The sequence below is a fragment of the Streptomyces sp. enrichment culture genome (genome assembly GCF_964273145.1).
Lineage (GTDB): Bacteria > Actinomycetota > Actinomycetes > Streptomycetales > Streptomycetaceae > Streptomyces.
Window position 1 is genome coordinate 5,686,025 of sequence record NZ_OZ186873.1, and the last position, 15,145, is coordinate 5,701,169.

The following is a 15,145-nucleotide window of genomic DNA, read 5'->3' on the forward strand; positions in this document are numbered from 1 at the left end:
CGCCATGCGCGTGACCGGACGAGTGACGACCGCCGCCGTGGGTGCCGCCCTGCTCCTGGGCACCGTGTCGGGAACAGCCGCCTCGCAGACCGGGGGCGAGGAGGGCGGGACCGCCGGGAAGCGGGTGCTGGTCTTCTCCAAGACGGCCGGCTTCCGCCACGACTCGATCCCCGAGGGCGTCGCCACGGTGAAGCGGCTCGGCGAGACGGGCGGCTTCAAGGTCGACGCCACCGAGGACGCGGGCGCGTTCACCCCGCGCAACCTGCGGCGCTACGACGCCGTCGTGTTCATGTCCACCACGGGTGACGTCCTCGACGCCGCGCAGCAGCGCGCCTTCGAGGGCTACATCCGCGGCGGCGGCGCCTACGTCGGCGTGCACGCCGCGGCCGACACCGAGTACGACTGGGAGTTCTACGGCGGCCTGGCCGGCGCCCACTTCCAGTCCCACCCGGCGATCCAGCCGGCCACCGTGGACGTCGAGGACCGCGCCCACCCGGCGACCTCGCACCTGGCGCGCACGTGGGACCGCACCGACGAGTGGTACAACTACCGCACCAACCCCCGGGAACGGGCCCGCGTCCTCGCCTCGCTCGACGAGGCGTCCTACGTCGGCGGCACCATGCACGGCGACCACCCGATCGCCTGGTGCCAGGACTACCAGGGCGGCCGCGCCTTCTACACCGGCGGCGGCCACACCAAGGAGTCCTACGCCGAACCCGCCTTCCGCGAGCACCTGCTCGGCGGCATCCGGTGGGCCATCGGCGACGCCCAGGCCGACTGCCGGCCGGAGAACGGCTACCGGCCGCTCCTCGACGGCACCTCCCTGGACGGCTGGAAGCAGGCGGGCCCCGGCTCGTTCACGCTGAGCGAGGACGGCACGCTCACCTCCTCCGGCGGCATGGGCATGCTCTGGTACGCCGACCGGAGCTTCGGCTCGTACTCGCTGAAGCTGGACTGGCGGATGGCCTCGGAGTCCGGGGACGACAACTCCGGTGTCTTCGTGGGCTTCCCGCCCTCCGACGACCCCTGGTCGGCGGTGGACAACGGTTACGAGATCCAGATCGACGCCACCGACGTGCCCGAGCGCACCACCGGGTCCGTCTACGGCTTCCAATCCGCCGACCTGAGGAAGCGCGACCGCGCGCTGAACCCGCCGGGGGAGTGGAACACGTACGAGATCCGCGTGGAGGGCGAACGGCTCCGCGTCTGGCTCAACGGCGTGAAGATCAACGATTTCACCAACACCGACCCGGCCCGGAGCCTGGCCGACGGACACATCGGCATCCAGAACCACGGAGCCGAGGACCGGGTGTCCTTCCGCGACATCCGGATCAAGGAACTGCCCGCGACCACCTCGCAGGGCCACTGAGCGGCGGCGGGCGGGGGACGCCGGACCCCCGCCCGCCGTCAACCACCCGGCTTCCCCGGGACCGTTCCGGGGCTCTGCCCAGACGCGTGTGACAAGGAGGCTGCCCATGTCCGCGTCCCCCTCCCCCTCGCCTTCCCCTTCCGCTTCCGCGTCCCGCACCGGTGTGTGGCTGATCGGAGCGCGGGGCTCCGTCGCCACGACCGTGGTGGCGGGCTGCGCCGCCGTGGCCGCCGGCCTGCACCCGCCGACCGGCATGGTCACCGAGACACCCGTCTTCGCCGGCACCGGGCTGCCGCCCCTGCCCTCCCTCGTCTTCGGCGGCCACGACACCGTCGACTGCCCCCTGCCCAAACGCGCCGAGGCCCTCGCCGCCGGCAACGTGCTGCCGCCCGGCCTGCCCGCCGCCGTCCACGCCGAACTGGCCGCCGCCGACCGCGAGATCCGCCCCGGCGGCCCCCTGCCCGGCGACACCCGCGACGAGGAGGCGCTGATCACCGCCTTCGCCGCGGACATCCGCGACTTCGTACGGCGCGCGGGGCTGGCGCGGGCCGTCGTCGTGAACGTCGCCTCCACCGAACCCGCGCCCGCCGGCGACACCCTGCCGCCCAGCTCCCTGTACGCGGCGGCGGCCCTGCGCGCCGGCTGCCCGTACGTCAACTTCACCCCCTCCACCGGACTGCACCACCCGGCGCTGGCCGGGGCCGCGGCGGCGAGCGGCCTGCCGCACGCGGGCCGCGACGGCAAGACCGGGCAGACGCTGCTGCGCTCGGTGCTGGGCCCGATGTTCGCCCAGCGGGCGCTCACGGTCCGCGCCTGGTCCGGCACCAACCTCCTCGGCGGCGGCGACGGCGCCGCCCTCGCCGACCCGGCCGCCGCGGCGGCGAAGAACGCCGGCAAGGAACGCGTCCTCGCCGACACCCTCGGCACCGCCCCCGAGGGCGAGGTCCACATCGACGACGTCCCCGCCCTCGGCGACTTCAAGACCGCCTGGGACCACGTCGCCTTCGACGGCTTCCTCGGCTCCCGCATGATCCTCCAGACCATCTGGCAGGGCTGCGACTCCGCCCTGGCCGCCCCGCTCGTGCTGGACCTGGCCCGGCTGGCCGCCCGTGCCCACGAGGCGGGCCTGTCCGGCCCGCTGAGCGAGCTGGCCTTCTACTTCAAGGACCCCGTGGGGGAAGCGCCGGCGGGCCTGGCGGAGCAGTACGCCGAACTGGGCCGGTTCGCGCAGCGGCTGCGGGAAGCGGCGGCGGGGCAACGGCCGGACGAACGGACGGGGGAGGGGCCGGGCGGACGACCGCAGCGGCGGCCCGGCCGTGCCGACGGGCCCGGAGGCCGGCGATGACCCCGGCCGACGCCCCGGCATCCGCCGCGTCCCCCGCGCGCACCGGGCAGCCGGCCCGAGCGTCAGGCTCGTCCCGCGCATCCGCCTGGGCCGAACTGCTGCGCCTGCCCGCGCTGTTCACCGTTCCCGGCGACGTCCTGGCGGGCGCCGCGGCCGCCGGGGCGCCCGCCGGTCCCCGCGCCCTGCTCGCCATCGGCTCCTCCCTCTGCCTGTACGAGGCCGGCATGGCCCTCAACGACTGGGCGGACCGCGCCGAGGACGCCGCCGAGCGCCCGCACCGCCCGCTGCCGTCCGGCCGCGTCCGTCCGGCCGCCGCCCTCACCGCGGCCTGCGCCCTCACCGGCGCCGGACTGGCCCTGGCCGCCGGCGCGGGCCGCCGGGCCCTCGCCGTCGCCACACCGCTCGCGGCGACCGTCTGGGCCTACGACCTCACCCTGAAGCACACGCCGGCCGGCCCCGCGGCCATGGCCGCGGCCCGCGGCCTCGACCTGCTGCTGGGCGCCGCGGCCACCACGGGCCGCACCCGCGCCGCGCTGCCGTCCGCCGCGCTGCTGGGCACCCACACCCTCGCGGTCACGGCCGTGTCCCGCCGGGAGACCCGCGGCGGTTCGGCCCTGGCCCCGCTGGCGGCCTGCGTCACGACCGGGGTGCTGACCCGGCTGGTGACCCGCCGCCCCGCCCGACTCCCGGCAGGCCGACGGGAAGCAGCCGCCCCCGGCCTGCCGGGTCCCCTCCCGGGTCCCCTCCCGGATCCCGGCGCCGGCCGGGGCAGCGCCCGTCCGGCCGCCGCCGTCCGGTCCGGTCCCGGCCGGGGCGCCGCCCGCCTCACCGCCGCCCTCGGCGCCGCCTACGCCGCGACCGCCGCCCGGCCCTACCTCCACGCCGCCCTCAACCCCTCACCCCCGCTCACCCAACGAGCCGTCGGCGGCGGCATCCGCGCCACGATCCCCCTCCAGGCCGCACTCACCGCCCGCTCCGGCGCCGCGGCCACCGCGCTCCTGATCGCGGCCCTCGCACCGGCCGGACGGAAGTTCGCGAGGAAGGTGAGCATCACGTGAGCCACGCAGTCCACCGCCCCGACGACCGGCCGGCGACGGCCCCGGCCGGGGGCGTCCGGCCCCGGGGCACGGAACCGGTGCCCGGCGCTCCCGGCCCCGCCCCCCTCCGTTTCGGCTACGGCACCAACGGCCTGACCGACCTCCGCCTCGACGACGCCCTCGCCCTGCTCGCCGACCTCGGCTACGACGGCGTCGGCCTCACCCTCGACCACATGCACCTCGACCCGCTCGCCCCGGACCTCGCCGCCCGCACCCGCCGGGTCGCGCGGCGGCTGGACGCGCTCGGCCTGGGCGTCACGGTGGAGACGGGAGCCCGCTACGTCCTCGACCCGCGCCGCAAGCACGGGCCCTGTCTCCTCGACCCCGACCCCGACGACCGCGCCCGCCGTGCCGGCCTGCTCCTGACCGCCGTGCGCGTCGCCGCCGACCTCGGCGCCCACGCCGTCCACTGCTTCAGCGGTACCACCCCCGACGGCACGGACGAGGACACGGCGTGGAAACGCCTGGCCGAGGCCCTCGCCCCGGTCGTGGACGCCGCCGCCACCGCCGGCGTCCCCCTGGCCGTCGAACCCGAACCCGGTCACCTCCTCGCCACCCTCGACGGCTTCCACCGCCTGCGCCGCGCCCTCGGCGACCCCGGCTCCCTCGGCCTCACCCTGGACATCGGCCACTGCCAGTGCCTCGAACCCCTCCCTCCCGCCGACTGCGTCCGCGCCGCCGGCCCCTGGCTGCGGCACGTCCAGATCGAGGACATGCGCCGCGGCGTCCACGAACACCTCCCCTTCGGCGACGGCGAGATCGACTTCCCGCCCGTCCTCGCGGCCCTCGCCGCCACCGGCTACCGGGGCCTGACCGTCGTCGAACTGCCCCGCCACTCCCACGCCGGACCCCACCACGCCGCACGCTCCCTCCCGTTCCTCCGCCACGCGGCGGTGGCCTTTGCCGACCGGCCGTCCGGGACCGTCCCCTCCGCCACCCCCGAAGGGAGCACCCCATGACGTATCCCCACGCCACCCGCGCCACCCGCGCCACCCGCGCCACCCGCGCCACCCAGGACACGGACGGCACCGGCACCGGCACCGGCACCGCACCGGACACCGAGGGCACCACCCCCGCCCTCGTCCCGCCGGACCGCCTGCGCACCGACCTCTCCGCCCGCCTCGGCGGCGCCGCCCGCGCCTGGCTCGACCAGGCGCTCGACGAGGCCGCCACCCATCCCGGCGGCCGCGGCCCCATCTCCGTGTGGGAACTGCGCCTGGCCGAGGCCGGCCGGCGCTGCGGCCCCGCCCACGCGGACGCCGCCCGCGTCCTCATCCTGCACGCGGCCCGCGCCGACGCCGACGCCCTGGCCCGCGTCTACGCCCAGGGCACCGCCGACGAACGCCGCGCCGTCCTGCACGCCCTGCCCCACCTCGTGCCCGGCCCCGAGGCCCTCCCGCTCGTGGAGGACGCCCTGCGCACCAACGACACCCGTCTGCTGGCCGCCGCCGTCGGCCCGTACGCCGCCCGGCACCTCGGCCCCCACCAGTGGCGGCACGCCGTGCTGAAGTGCCTGTTCACCGGTGTCCGCGTGGACCATGTGGCGGACTTGGCCCACCGCGCCCGCGGGGACGCGGAACTCGCCCGGATGCTCGCCGACTACGCCGCCGAACGCGAGGCCGCCGGCCGCCCCGTCCCCGAGGACCTGCACCGCGTCCTGGCCCTGACCGAGCCCGCGACCGGCTCGCCCCGCCCGGCCGGCCCCTACGGCAAGGAGTCCTGATGCGCATCTTCGACCCCCACATCCACATGACCTCCCGGACCACCGACGACTACGAGGCCATGTACGCCGCGGGCGTCCGCGCCGTCGTCGAACCCGCCTTCTGGCTGGGCCAGCCCCGCACCTCCCCCGCCTCCTTCCGCGACTACTTCGACTCCCTGCTCGGCTGGGAACCCTTCCGCGCCGCCCAGTACGGCATCGCCCACCACTGCACGATCGCCCTCAACCCCAAGGAGGCGAACGACCCGCGCTGCGCCCCCGTCCTCGACGAACTGCCCCGGTACCTCGTCAAGGACCGCGTCGTCGCCGTCGGCGAGATCGGCTACGACTCGATGACCCCCGCCGAGGACACCGCGCTCGCCGCCCAGCTCCAGCTCGCCGCCGACCACGGCCTGCCCGCGCTCGTGCACACCCCCCACCGCGACAAGCTGGCCGGTCTGCGCCGCACCCTGGACGTGGTCCGCGAGTCCGCGCTCCCCGCCGACCGGGTCCTGGTCGACCACCTCAACGAGACCACCGTCAAGGAGGCCAGGGACGGCGGCGCCTGGCTCGGCTTCTCCGTCTATCCCGACACCAAGATGGACGAGAAGCGGATGGTCGCGATCCTGCGCGAGTACGGTCTCGAGCGGGTGCTGGTCAACTCCGCCGCCGACTGGGGCCGCAGCGACCCGCTGAAGACCCGCAAGGTCGCCGACCTCATGCTCGCCGAGGGCTTCGACGAGGACGACGTCGACCGCGTGCTGTGGCGCAACCCGGTCGCGTTCTACGGGCTCAGCGGACGCCTCGACCTGGACGTCGCCGCGCCGGGCGCCACCCACGAGGGGAACTCGATCCTGCGCGGCGGGGAGTGAGCGATGCGCTTCAAGCACCCCGACGGCTCCGTCGTCCACCTCGCCTACTGCACCAACGTGCACCCCGCCGAGACCCTCGACGGCGTCCTCGCCCAGCTCCGCGACCACTGCGAACCGGTCCGCCGCCGCCTGGGCCGCGACCGCCTCGGCATCGGCCTGTGGCTGGCCCGCGACGCCGCCCACGCCCTGGTCACCGATCCGTCGGCGCTGCGCGGCCTGCGCGCCGAACTCGACCGGCGCGGCCTGGAGGTCGTCACCCTCAACGGCTTCCCTTACGAGGGCTTCGGCGCCGAAGAGGTCAAGTACCGCGTCTACAAGCCGGACTGGGCCGACCCCGAACGCCTGGACCACACCACCTCCCTCGCGCGCGTCCTCGCCGCGCTCCTGCCCGACGACGTCACCGAGGGCAGCATCTCCACCCTCCCGCTGGCCTGGCGCACCGACTACGACGCCGCCCGCGCCGACAAGGCCCACGCCGCCCTGGCCACCCTCGCCGAACGCCTGGACGCCCTTCAGGAACTGACCGGCCGCTCCATCCGCGTCGGCCTGGAACCCGAACCCGGCTGCGTCGTGGAGACCACCCGGGACGCCCTCGACCCGCTCACCGCCATCGCCCACCCCCGCATCGGCATCTGCGTCGACACCTGTCACCTCGCCACCTCCTTCGAGGACCCGCACACCGCCCTGGACGCCCTCGCCGACGCCCGCGTCCCCGTCGTCAAGTCTCAGCTGTCCGCCGCCCTGCACGCCGAACATCCCCACCGCCCCGAGGTCCGCGCCGCGCTCGCCGCCTTCGCCGAGCCCCGCTTCCTGCACCAGACCCGCGCCGCCACCACCGCCGGCCTGCACGCCACCGACGACCTCGACGAGGCCCTCGCCGGCGGCGCTCTGCCCGGCACGGCGCCCTGGCGCTCCCACTTCCACGTCCCGCTGCACGCGGCCCCCGCCGCGCCCCTCACCTCCACGCTCCCCGTCCTCAAGGCCGCGCTGACCCGGCTCGTCGGCGGCCCGCACCCGCTCACCCGCCACCTGGAGGTCGAGACCTACACCTGGCAGGCCCTCCCGCCCGAGCTGCGGCCCCGCGCCCGCGCCCAGCTCGCCGACGGCATCGCCGCCGAACTCGCCCTCGCCCGCGACCTGCTGACGGACCTCGGTCTGAAGGAACTGCCATGACCCGACCCGAAGGGCCAACCCCGCTCCTCGTCCTGGACGTCGTCGGCCTCACCCCACGCCTCCTGGATCACATGCCCCACCTGAAGACCCTCGCGCGGTCCGGCTCCCACGCTCCCCTCGGCACCGTCCTACCCGCCGTCACCTGCGCCGCCCAGTCCACCTTCCTCACCGGCGCCCTCCCCTCCGAGCACGGCATCGTCGGCAACGGCTGGTACTTCCGCGAACTCGGCGACGTCCTGCTGTGGCGCCAGCACAACGGGCTCGTCGCCGGCGACAAGCTCTGGGACGCCGCCCGCCGCGCCCACCCCGGCTACACGGTCGCCAACATCTGCTGGTGGTACGCCATGGGCGCCGACACCGACATCACCGTCACCCCCCGTCCCGTCTACTACGCCGACGGCCGCAAGGAACCCGACTGCTACACCCGGCCCGCCGCGCTGCACGACGAACTCACCGAGAAGTTCGGCACCTTCCCCCTCTTCCACTTCTGGGGCCCCGGCGCGGACCTGGTGTCCAGCCGGTGGATCATCGACGCCACCCGCCACATCACGCGCACCCGCCGGCCCGACCTGACGCTCTGCTACCTCCCCCACCTCGACTACGACCTCCAGCGCTTCGGCCCCGACGACCCCCGCTCCCTGAAGGCCGCCGCTGACCTGGACGCGGCCCTGGCCCCGCTCCTGGACGACGCCCGCGCCGAGGGCCGCACCGTCGTCGCGCTGTCCGAGTACGGCATCACCCGCGTGAACCGGTCCGTGGACATCAACCGCGCCCTGCGCCGCGCCGGGCTGCTGGAGGTGCACACGCAGGACGGCATGGAGTACCTCGACCCGATGGCGTCCCGCGCCTTCGCGGTCGCCGACCACCAGATCGCCCACGTCTACGTCCGCCGCCCCGAGGACCTGGACGCGGCCCGCGCCGCCCTCGACGGCCTGCCCGGCATCGACCAGCTCCTCGACGACGAGGGCAAGAAGACCCACCACCTCGACCACCCGCGCGCCGGCGACCTCGTCGCCGTCGCCGAGCCGGAGGCCTGGTTCACGTACTACTACTGGCTCGACGACGCCCGCGCGCCCGACTTCGCGCGGCTCGTCGAGATCCACCGCAAACCCGGCTACGACCCGGTCGAGCTGTTCATGGACCCGCTCGACCCCTACGTCAAGGTCAAGGCGGCCACCGCCCTGGCCCGCAAGAAACTCGGCATGCGCTACCGCATGGCGGTCGTGCCGCTGGACGCCTCGCCTATTCGCGGCAGCCACGGCCGCCTCCCCGCGAGCGACGACGACGGTCCGCTCCTCATCTGCTCCACCCCCCGCGCCGTCGGCGACCGCGTCGAGGCCACCGACGTCAAGCAACTCCTGCTCCGTCTCGCCGGACTCGGCTGACGCACGGCCGCCGGGATCCAGCTGCATGCAGTGAAGCACGCACCACTGACAACGACCCCGCCCCGAGCACATCGGCGCCGGTCACGACAGAGAAGGCAGGCACCCGTGACCCTGTTTCCCCGGTTTCACCGGTTTCCCCGCACCGACCGCACCACCGGCACCGACGCGGTCACCGCGGCCGACGCGGCAGCCGGCCCCGACGAGGCCCTGCGCCGCAGCCTCGGCGTAGGCCGCCGCCGCTTCCTCGGCACCTGCACCGCCGTCGCCGGCGCCGCGATCGCGGCCCCCGTCTTCGGCGCCCCGCCCGCCCTCGCCGCCCAGGCCGGCGACAGTGCCGCCGGCCACGGCCACGGCCGCGGCGACGTCCTGGTCCCCGCCCACAAGCGCGGCATCATCCTCTACACCGTCCGCGACGCCACCGGCCGCGACCCCCTCGCCACCGACCTGCCCTCCGGCTTCCGCGAGGTCTTCAAGCAGCTCGCCCGCCACGGCTACCGCCAGGTCGAGTTCGCCGGCTACCGCCAGCACGCCAACGCGCCCGGCGGCGCGAACCTGGAGACGGTCGAGGGCGCGAAACTGCTGCGCTCCTGGCTCGACGAGTACGGCCTGCGCGCCCAGGGCAACCACGGCTTCATCCCGCCGTCCTGGCCACTGACCACCGCCGACCTGGACACCTTCAAGAGGCACCTGGAAATCGCCAACATCCTCGGCATGGACCACATGGGCACCGGCGGCGACCCCACCGGCAGCTCCCACCGGGCCGACTGGGACGTGGCCGCCGACAAGTGGAACGCCCTCGGCGAGATCGCCCGCCGCGAGGGCATCAAGCTCTACACCCACAACCACGACGCCGCCTACGGCTTCCTGCTGGACGGCGGCCCGCTGGACGCCCAGGGCCGGCCCACCCGCAGCTCGGGCATCCGGAAGCTGGAGTACTTCCTCCAGATCACCGACCCGAAGGCCGTCTGGCTGGAGATGGACATCTTCTGGGCGCACGTGGCCCAGTACAAGTTCCGCACCTACACCGCCCACGACGGCTCCACCCGCGAGGACGTCTTCGACCCCGCCGGCCTGGTCGCCCGCCACAACAAGCGCTACCCGCTGTTCCACGCCAAGGACGGCGTCGTCAGCACCACCAACGGCATGGGCTACGAGATGGTGCCGTTCGGCACCGGCGTCATCGACTACACGACGTTCTTCTCCCGCGTCGGGCACCGCAACTACCACAACCCGATGATCGAGGACGACAACTCGCCGAGCGCCACCGACCCCGCCCAGTCGCTGCGCGAGGCGAAGATCAGCTACGACAACCTGGCGGCCCTGCGCAGGCGCCGCCGCTGACCGCGGACGACGTACCGGGCGGTCCCTCCCGCACCCCGGGGAGGGGCCGCCCGGCCCAGGGTCCCGGGGACCAGCGGGGGAACGGCCGCCCGGCTCCCCGGGGCGCCGGCTCCCTCCGTGAGGGAGGAACCGGACGGGCGCCACTCGCACACCACGGGTGATCGCCCGATCGCGCACGGCGCACATCCGGGTGTCCTGGGAACCCGGGCGCCGGACCCTCGCCCGGGGGACGGAAGCGCAGGTGAAAGGCACTGCGAAACCTTGGTATGGTTGTTCCTGTCGCCGCGGGGAACACCCCGGCAAGGCGGCAGACACCTAGTCCGGGTGGCGGAATGGCAGACGCGCTAGCTTGAGGTGCTAGTGCCCTTTATTGGGCGTGGGGGTTCAAGTCCCCCCTCGGACACACAGTCGAACAATACGTTCTCGAGGGCCTCGACCTGCCGGTCGCGGTCCTCGTGGCGTTTCAGCAGCCGATGATCACCGCGGCCTCGCAAGGGGACGTCTCGGCGCCGGGTCCGGCGTTCCGCGGTCGCTGTGCGACGTTCCCGGGGTTCCTCACCGGCGAGGTGACTCATGAGGCCGTTCCCTCCAGCACCGTGATGTCGGCGATCGGCGACCGGCCGTGGAGGGCGAGGATCTCGTTGGCGAGGACGATGGTCCGCAACGGGCTGTCCCGCGGCCGGTGGGTTTCGATGTCCGCGGCGAGAAGCCCGGTGGGCACGGCCCCCGCGTCGAGGAGGACGCGCCACTCCGCGGGCGGGAGTTTCAGGTACTCGAGGTGGGTGAGCCGGGAGATCTCACGGGGATCGGCGAGAGTACCGGGGTAGGCGCAGAGGGTCCGCAGGCGCGGCAGGCCGAAGGCGGGGGCGAGACTGAGGGGCTCCTTCTCCCACACCCCGATGCTGAGGACCTCCAGGCCGGGGTGGGCGGCGGCCTCGATGCCGGGGAGGGCGGCGTGGTTGACGTGGGCGACGAGGGGCGGCCGTTCGGCCCTTCGGACCGGCCGGCCGTCGAAGTGGCGGTGGACGACCATGTCGGTGAGGGAGTCGGCGACCAGCTCGGCACCGATGTTCTCCTCGTGACCGATGATGATCACCTGTCCGACGTGCCCGTCCGGACCCGGTGTGAGGTCGACGGCGATGCGGTCCCCGCCGCCGTTGTCACCGAAGACGATCCAGCCGGGCGAGCCGACGAGCCCCTGCACGGCGTCCTCCGGCCCCGTCTCGACCGCCTCCATCGCGCCGAACTGCCACAGCACATGCCGGGAGGCCGCGTCGGCGACGTACACCCCGCCGAGGGGAAAGAGTTCGCAGCCGATGGTGTCGTACGACTGCCCGTAGTCGTCCCAGTCCTCGTACCGGCCCCGGACGACCCGGTACAGAGCCTTCAGCTCGGCGGGCAGCGGCACGCCCAGGCGCGCCTCGGCCGCTGCGATCTCCTCCTCCGAGGCGCCCACCGCGTCCGGGAGCCGTTCGCGAAGGGTGCGCCGCAGCAGTTCCACGTCCGCGGACGGAGCCGGTACCGCGTCCGGCACCGGATCGGGCAGGCGGCGCACCGGCTCGGGCAGCGCTCCGTCCGCGAGCAGGAGCGTGCCCGGGTGCGCGGTCGCGAGGCCCGGCTCCACGGAGGAGCCCTGACCGATCAGATGCAGCCGGACACCGCCGGGAGCGGAGGAGGCCTCCACGACGAAGGAGACACCGTCGCTCCCGTCCTCCTGAAGCGCTTCGACGATCCGGCCCACGGCGTCGAACCGCTCCTGGTTGTCGGAGACCTGTGAGGCGCGCCCCGGCCGCGGCCGCCGGAACGGCAGCGGAACACTCCACGCCCCGGGGCTGATCCGCCCCGATACGTGCCCGCCGGGCGTGGAGAGCGTCTCCGCGTGGGCGGCGTGCAGGAGGCGCAGCAGGGGCTGCCAGGTGGCGAAGTCATGGAGCGAGGGCACGAGAAGACCTCCTGAGGATGTGCTCGCTGATTCTGGATCATGGGCGGGGCACCGACGGCACGAGGTGCCCCTGAGGGCGGCAACGGCCCGGGAAAGGGAGCGTTGCCTTCGGCTTGCGTTCGGGGCCGTCACCGATGGGTCCTGACCCGGATTCCGGTTCCCGGGCCGCCCGTTCGTCGACGGACGGGCGGCCCGGCGGCTTCGTCGGCAGCGGCAACGCACGGCGTGCGACTGTGCGACGAGGCCCCGTGCGGGACCGCTCCTCCCGCGGAGCCGCCCGGTGTACGCGGCGGTTCGGGGCGCCGGCTCGGCCGCGGACCGGCGCTTTTGGCTACAGCAGGACGAGCAGCCTGGTCCCCGGGACCAGCTTCCTGTTGACCGAGGTCGACTGGACGAACACGGTGTAGGCCTCGTTGCTCCCCGGCGTCACCGTGACCTCCGTCGACGGCAGGCCCAGGAGCTGCCGGGCGGCGGGACCGGTGAACACCTTCCCGGTCGGCCGGCCGGTGGCCGGGTCCTTCTCCGCCACGGCGATCTGCTTGTTGGCCTGGATCTTCTCCCGCTTGGACAGCTCGTAGAAGGCGCAGCCGGTCCTGTACGGGTGCCCGGCGCTGGTGACGAAGTCGCGGATCGACGTCCGCTGGTCCACCGGGATCAGGACGTACTTGCCGGCGTCCAGGGCTTGGAGGTTGGACTTCACGTCCGCCGCGCTGAGGTCCTGTCCCATCGCGAAGAGGTTCCTGGTGCCGCGCACGCCCTGCTCGCGGTCCCGCAGGAACTTCGTGGCGGCCGTCTTGACGGCGCCGATCGCCTCCTCGACGCCCTGGTCCGAGTCCGCGTCCCAGATCGAGATGTTGCCCGTCGGGAAGCCGTACTGCTGGGCGGTGCGCTTGGCCAGGGAGTTCGGCACCATGATGGCCGAGGTCCAGTGGTCCGGCAGGTTGTTCATCTTGTCCGCGATCCTGCCCAGCCACTCGTCCAGGACGGCGCGGCCGTCGGGAAGGAGGTCGTGGCGCGCGCCCGTCCTGTCGGCGCCGGAGGCGTTCTCCTCGCCGTCGGTGACGACGACCTGGAGGAAGCTGTGCTCGCCGTACTCCTCCCATATGTGGCCGAGGTCGTCGAGCGCCTTCACCGACGCCTGGATCAGCGCCGTCGCGCCGTTCTCGACGGTGTAGAGGCCCCGCATGGACGGCAGGTGCTTGACGTCCATGTCCCACACCAGGTTCTCGACCAGGTGGTCGAAGGCGTAGAGGCTGATCCGGGTCTCGTGGCCGAGCCGGTCGGACTCCTCCTTCAGCCCTTTCACGAATTCGTCCACGACTCGGATGAGTTGCTCCGAGTGGCCCTTCATCGAACCGGACTTGTCGATGACGAGAGCGACATGGTTCACAAAGTGCTTCTTGAGCCGGTCCCTCACCGTAGCGCTCATCGTGTCCATCCCCTTCCGATCGTTCCCCCCGGACCACGGTGGCGTCCTGCGGAGACACGGCTTCCCGACGCGGACTCGCCGGCCGACGTGCGGCCGTCCATGCCTTCGAGCGTCGTGAGCACCGTCGATGAAAGACCGTCAGGGAACCCCGGAACGCCTTTCTCCGTGGGCAGACGTCTCCCTCCGGGTTGCACACCCCGGCATGGACTTCTGGTCCGTCCAGATGATGGCTCCACCCTAGGGAGGGGCACTGACAATGGGCGTGAGCTGCGGTTCGGCGCGGGACACCCACCAAGGGCCGGCGGTGGGGACGTACTCGCCGTGGAACAGGACCGACGGGGAAGGGATCGCCCGTGTGCAGGCGGGAACACCGTGCCCCCTGCGCCTGAGACGGGGGAGCACGGTGACGGAGAGGTCAGGGGGCCGCGGTGGCGGCAGGGGTCCCGCCCCGGCCGGGTGCGGTCGGCACGTCACCCCCGTCGAGCACGGCGTCCCTCGTCTCCCTGCCGACCGTCAGCGCGACGAGGACCGGGCTGACGGCGCAGGGGATCCCGGAACCCGTGCGGCGCGCCTCGTCCGCTTGATCCGCCTCTCCGTCACTCCGGTTCCTCGGCCCGCAGGGTGTCGCCGCGCAGGGCCTTGTCCGTCGCCCGTCCGATGACGACGGTCGCTCCCGCGTCCACAGTGCCCCCGACGATGCCTCCCAGGATCGGGACCCCCTTGGCGAGCGTGACCGCGGCGCGCTTGGTCCCGTACTTTGCGACGAGGTGGAACCCGGCCTTTTTGTTGATCGCATGGAGCATCGCGACCGGGATCTTCTTGATCATCTGCTCGCCGAACTTCTGGCCGATCTTCACCCCGAAGGCGGCCAGGACGTTCTGGGCGCTCATCCCGATCGCGAGCATCATCGCGACGGTCCGCACGTGCGGGTCGCGGATGTCCCATCCCCGGAGGTGCGCGATGGCGCCGGCCATCCGCATGTTGATGGCGAGGGTCGCGGCCACGTTCGCGGGGATCGTCACGCCTGCGGTGAGCAGGCCTCCGAGTCCGGTGACGAACCCCTGGGTCCCGGCCGCGGCCATGGACTCCTTGATGAGGCGGGCGACGACCGCGTCGATGTCGTCCTTCATGTCCTCGGGGGAGCGGCGCTCCTCGTCACCGGGCGCCCGGTAATCGGCGCCCTGCCGACGCGAAAGGCGGTCCTCGGCCCAGGCCACCGACCCCGTGACCGGCCCCACGCCGTTCACCATGACCTTCTCCGCGAGTTGGGCGGCCCACCGCCCGGCCTTCTCGACCGCTCCCTCGTCGGGAGTCTTCTCGTCGGCCATTACACACCCCTTCCGCGAGCGCCCCGCCGAGGGACGTCCCGCACTGCTGCGGGCAGGGGAGGATTCCGGTCCCGGGCAGCCCCGGCAAGACCGCGGGCGGCTGAAGCCGCATCCCCCTCGCACCGCCCGTCCACCCCTTCGCGCCACGGCGTCCTTCGTCGTGCC

At 73.8% G+C, this 15,145-nt stretch carries 12 protein-coding genes and 1 tRNA gene; 10 read left to right on the forward strand and 3 right to left on the reverse strand.

Annotation, left to right across the window (positions count from 1 at the left end):
• The first annotated feature begins 4 nt into the window (after positions 1–4).
• The 10 genes from ACSU6Z_RS25280 to ACSU6Z_RS25325 all read left to right on the forward strand — a co-directional run bounded on the left by ACSU6Z_RS25280 (position 5) and on the right by ACSU6Z_RS25325 (position 10,684).
• Positions 5–1,369 carry a ThuA domain-containing protein gene (locus tag ACSU6Z_RS25280; protein ID WP_437048996.1) on the forward strand — a complete coding sequence of 455 codons (1,365 nt, stop codon included), beginning with the start codon at positions 5–7 and terminating at the stop codon, positions 1,367–1,369.
• A gap of 106 nt (positions 1,370–1,475) precedes the next feature.
• Positions 1,476–2,714, forward strand: coding sequence for an inositol-3-phosphate synthase (locus ACSU6Z_RS25285; RefSeq protein ID WP_437048998.1), 1,239 nt, complete (start codon positions 1,476–1,478; stop codon positions 2,712–2,714).
• A complete protein-coding gene (locus ACSU6Z_RS25290) occupies positions 2,711–3,772 on the forward strand; it encodes an SCO3242 family prenyltransferase (RefSeq protein WP_437049000.1) in 1,062 nt (353 codons plus the stop codon). The genes ACSU6Z_RS25285 and ACSU6Z_RS25290 overlap by 4 nt, the downstream gene beginning before the upstream one ends.
• 77 nt (positions 3,773–3,849) lie before the next feature.
• The gene (locus tag ACSU6Z_RS25295) at positions 3,850–4,770 is read left to right on the forward strand and encodes a sugar phosphate isomerase/epimerase family protein (protein WP_437050477.1); all 921 of its coding nucleotides are present in this window, start codon (positions 3,850–3,852) and stop codon (positions 4,768–4,770) included.
• Positions 4,767–5,534, forward strand: a complete 768-nt coding sequence (locus ACSU6Z_RS25300; protein ID WP_437049002.1) for an EboA domain-containing protein — start codon at positions 4,767–4,769, stop codon at positions 5,532–5,534. Before ACSU6Z_RS25295 ends, ACSU6Z_RS25300 begins: the two co-directional genes overlap by 4 nt.
• Positions 5,534–6,382, forward strand: coding sequence for a TatD family hydrolase (locus ACSU6Z_RS25305; RefSeq protein ID WP_437049004.1), 849 nt, complete (start codon positions 5,534–5,536; stop codon positions 6,380–6,382). Before ACSU6Z_RS25300 ends, ACSU6Z_RS25305 begins: the two co-directional genes overlap by 1 nt.
• A gap of 3 nt (positions 6,383–6,385) precedes the next feature.
• A complete protein-coding gene (eboE, locus tag ACSU6Z_RS25310; RefSeq protein WP_437049005.1) occupies positions 6,386–7,555 on the forward strand; it encodes a metabolite traffic protein EboE in 1,170 nt (389 codons plus the stop codon).
• Positions 7,552–8,940 (forward strand): nucleotide pyrophosphatase/phosphodiesterase family protein, encoded by a 1,389-nt coding sequence (locus ACSU6Z_RS25315; protein WP_437049006.1) that lies wholly within the window; start codon positions 7,552–7,554, stop codon positions 8,938–8,940. Before eboE ends, ACSU6Z_RS25315 begins: the two co-directional genes overlap by 4 nt.
• 207 nt (positions 8,941–9,147) lie before the next feature.
• Positions 9,148–10,281 (forward strand): sugar phosphate isomerase/epimerase family protein, encoded by a 1,134-nt coding sequence (locus ACSU6Z_RS25320; protein WP_437050478.1) that lies wholly within the window; start codon positions 9,148–9,150, stop codon positions 10,279–10,281.
• 318 nt (positions 10,282–10,599) lie between these two features.
• Positions 10,600–10,684: transfer RNA gene (locus ACSU6Z_RS25325), tRNA-Leu, on the forward strand.
• A 168-nt stretch (positions 10,685–10,852) separates the two neighbouring features.
• Here the strand turns inward: ACSU6Z_RS25325 and ACSU6Z_RS25330 are convergent.
• The 3 genes from ACSU6Z_RS25330 to ACSU6Z_RS25340 form a co-directional block, all read right to left on the reverse strand.
• Positions 10,853–12,223 carry an SMI1/KNR4 family protein gene (locus ACSU6Z_RS25330; protein ID WP_437049008.1) on the reverse strand — a complete coding sequence of 457 codons (1,371 nt, stop codon included), beginning with the start codon at positions 12,221–12,223 and terminating at the stop codon, positions 10,853–10,855.
• A 331-nt stretch (positions 12,224–12,554) separates the two neighbouring features.
• Complete coding sequence (locus tag ACSU6Z_RS25335; protein WP_437049009.1) at positions 12,555–13,661, reverse strand: VWA domain-containing protein; 1,107 nt, start codon at positions 13,659–13,661, stop codon at positions 12,555–12,557.
• 587 nt (positions 13,662–14,248) lie between these two features.
• Positions 14,249–14,980, reverse strand: coding sequence for an EcsC family protein (locus tag ACSU6Z_RS25340; RefSeq protein ID WP_437049011.1), 732 nt, complete (start codon positions 14,978–14,980; stop codon positions 14,249–14,251).
• Between the last annotated feature and the right edge of the window lie 165 nt (positions 14,981–15,145).

Excerpts from the sequence above, each read along its gene's own strand:
- ACSU6Z_RS25280 (WP_437048996.1), top strand. The coding sequence starts at position 5 with ATGCGCGTGACCGGACGAGTGACGACCGCCGCCGTGGGTGCCGCCCTG.
- ACSU6Z_RS25285 (WP_437048998.1), top strand. The coding sequence starts at position 1,476 with ATGTCCGCGTCCCCCTCCCCCTCGCCTTCCCCTTCCGCTTCCGCGTCC.
- ACSU6Z_RS25290 (WP_437049000.1), top strand. The coding sequence starts at position 2,711 with ATGACCCCGGCCGACGCCCCGGCATCCGCCGCGTCCCCCGCGCGCACC.
- ACSU6Z_RS25300 (WP_437049002.1), top strand. The coding sequence starts at position 4,767 with ATGACGTATCCCCACGCCACCCGCGCCACCCGCGCCACCCGCGCCACC.
- ACSU6Z_RS25305 (WP_437049004.1), top strand. The coding sequence starts at position 5,534 with ATGCGCATCTTCGACCCCCACATCCACATGACCTCCCGGACCACCGAC.
- eboE (WP_437049005.1), top strand. The coding sequence starts at position 6,386 with ATGCGCTTCAAGCACCCCGACGGCTCCGTCGTCCACCTCGCCTACTGC.
- ACSU6Z_RS25315 (WP_437049006.1), top strand. The coding sequence starts at position 7,552 with ATGACCCGACCCGAAGGGCCAACCCCGCTCCTCGTCCTGGACGTCGTC.
- ACSU6Z_RS25335 (WP_437049009.1), bottom strand. The coding sequence starts at position 13,661 with ATGGACACGATGAGCGCTACGGTGAGGGACCGGCTCAAGAAGCACTTT.
- ACSU6Z_RS25340 (WP_437049011.1), bottom strand. The coding sequence starts at position 14,980 with ATGGCCGACGAGAAGACTCCCGACGAGGGAGCGGTCGAGAAGGCCGGG.